The organism is Flavobacterium sp. (genome assembly GCF_049590715.1).
Taxonomy (GTDB): Bacteria; Bacteroidota; Bacteroidia; order Flavobacteriales; family Flavobacteriaceae; genus Flavobacterium.
Genome location: NZ_JBAWDL010000084.1, coordinates 1 through 2,428, shown reverse-complemented (window position 1 = coordinate 2,428; position 2,428 = coordinate 1). Strand labels below are relative to the sequence as shown.

Annotated in this window: 2 protein-coding genes; both read right to left on the bottom strand. The window is 37.5% G+C overall.

Annotation, left to right across the window (positions count from 1 at the left end):
- On the bottom strand, positions 1-1,273 hold a 1,273-nt coding region (locus WBQ70_RS04300; protein WP_423911045.1), incomplete at its 3' end, for a biotin/lipoyl-containing protein.
- 6 nt (positions 1,274-1,279) lie between these two features.
- Entirely contained in the window at positions 1,280-2,278 is a 999-nt protein-coding gene (pdhA, locus tag WBQ70_RS04295) for a pyruvate dehydrogenase (acetyl-transferring) E1 component subunit alpha (protein WP_423911043.1), read from the bottom strand.
- Between the last annotated feature and the right edge of the window lie 150 nt (positions 2,279-2,428).

Below are 2,428 nucleotides of genomic sequence, written 5' to 3'. Positions count from 1 at the left end.
TCAATACAGGAACAACTAATCCATCTTCAACAGCTACAGCCACTCCAATATTCACGTGATGGTTGATGATAATAACATCCTCTTTCCATTGTGAGTTTATTTTTGGGTGTTTTTTCAATGCCAAAGCACAAGCTTTAATAACCATGTCATTGAAAGATACTTTAGTGTCAGGAACAGCGTTGATTATTGCTCTTGATTTCATAGCATCATCCATAGTAACTTCGATTACCAAGTTGTAATGAGGTGCAGTAAATAGGGATTCAGCCAAACGTTTCGCAATGATTTTACGCATTTGCGAGTTTTTGATTTCTTCAGTAAATACTTCTCCTGCAGGAACAAATACTTTAGGTGCGGTAGCAGCATCTCCTTTTGCAGGTGCAGGCGTAGCAGTGGTAGCAGCAGGTGTAAAGTTTTCAATATCGCTTTTTACGATACGTCCGTTTTCACCTGAACCTTTTACTTGTGATAAGTTTACTCCTTTGTCACTAGCGATTTTTTTAGCTAATGGTGAGGCAAAAATTCTTCCTCCGTTAGCGTTGTTTACAGTAGTGGTTTGTTCTTGTGTTTTTTCGACAGGAGCAGTAGTTGGTTTTGCTTCTTCGGTTTTGGTAGCAGTTGCTTCTGGTGTAGCACCTCCTGCGGTATATCCTTCGGCGATTCCTGAAATATCCGTTCCAGCAGGTCCTATAATAGCTAATAAACTATCAATTGGTGCGCTATTACCTTCTTCGATTCCAATATATAAAAGAGTTCCTTCATTGAAAGACTCAAATTCCATTGTGGCTTTATCTGTTTCGATTTCAGCAAGAATATCTCCTTCTGCGACAGTATCACCTACTTTTTTTAACCAGGTTGCTACTGTACCTTCAGTCATAGTATCACTCAAACGAGGCATCGTTACTACGATAACGCCAGCTGGTAAAGATGTAGGTGCTGCAGGTGTTTTAGGAGATTCTTGTTTGGTCTCTTCAGTTGGTACTGCTGGAGCTGCTTCTTCTGAAGTGCCACCTGCAATAAGAGCTGAAATGTCTTCTCCTTCGTTTCCTATTATTGCTAATAAAGAGTCGATAGGAGCTGTTTCTCCTTCTGGGATACCAATGTATAAAAGAGTACCTTCGTTAAAAGACTCAAATTCCATAGTAGCTTTGTCAGTTTCAATTTCTGCAAGAATATCTCCTTCGCTTATTTTGTCACCTACTTTTTTAAGCCAAGTCGCTACCGTTCCTTCTGTCATTGTGTCGCTTAAACGAGGCATTGTTACTTTAATAGCCATAATTTATTATAATTTATGAGGTAAAAATGGATAATCTTCTTGTGCATACACTACGTCGTATAATTGTTGAATTTCTGGATATGGAGATTCTTCAGCAAAATCAACACATTCTTGAACTAATGCTTTGACTTTTAATTCAATAGCTTCAATTTCTTCTTCGGTAGCGTATTTTTTATCTTTAATGACATCCAAAATTTGTGTAATTGGATCTATTTTTTTATATTCTTCAACTTCCTCTTTAGAACGATACAATTGTGCATCAGACATTGAGTGACCTCTGTAACGGTATGTTTTCATCTCTAAGAATGTTGGTCCGTCACCACGTCGCGCTCTTTCGATAGCTTCCGTCATTGCTTCAGCAACTTTTACTGGGTTCATTCCGTCAACTGGACCACAAGGCATTTCGTATCCTAATCCTAATTTCCAGATGTCAGTATGATTTGCCGTTCTTTCAACAGAAGTTCCCATGGCATAACCATTATTTTCAACTATAAAAACTACAGGTAATTTCCATAGCATAGCCATGTTGAAAGCTTCGTGTAAAGAACCTTGACGAGCTGCTCCATCACCAAAATAAGTCATGGTTACACCACCTGTATTGTTGTATTTATCACCAAAAGCTAGACCAGCACCTACAGGAATTTGACCTCCTACGATACCGTGTCCTCCGTAAAAACGGTGTTCTTTTGAGAAAATATGCATAGAACCACCCATTCCTTTAGATGTTCCAGTTACTTTTCCTAAAAGTTCAGCCATTACTCTTCTTGGATCAACACCCATTCCGATTGGTTGTACGTGATTTCTATAAGCTGTAATCATTTTGTCTTTAGTCAAGTCCATCGCGTGTAGTGCTCCAGCAAGAACTGCCTCTTGACCATTGTATAAGTGTAGAAAACCTCTAACTTTTTGTTGAATGTATAATGCCGCAAGTTTGTCCTCAAACTTTCTCCAAAGTAGCATGTCTTCGTACCACTTTAAATAAACCTCTTTTGTAACTTCTTTCATCTAAATTATTCTTTTGATAAAGTTTTTATTGTGTTGTCAATTGTTAAACATATCGCAAAATAGTTTAATCGAACAAATTTGCGAATTGCAAAAATAGGACATTAGAATTAAGAACTAAAATTTTAATGCTGATTTTTAGTATTATTACAA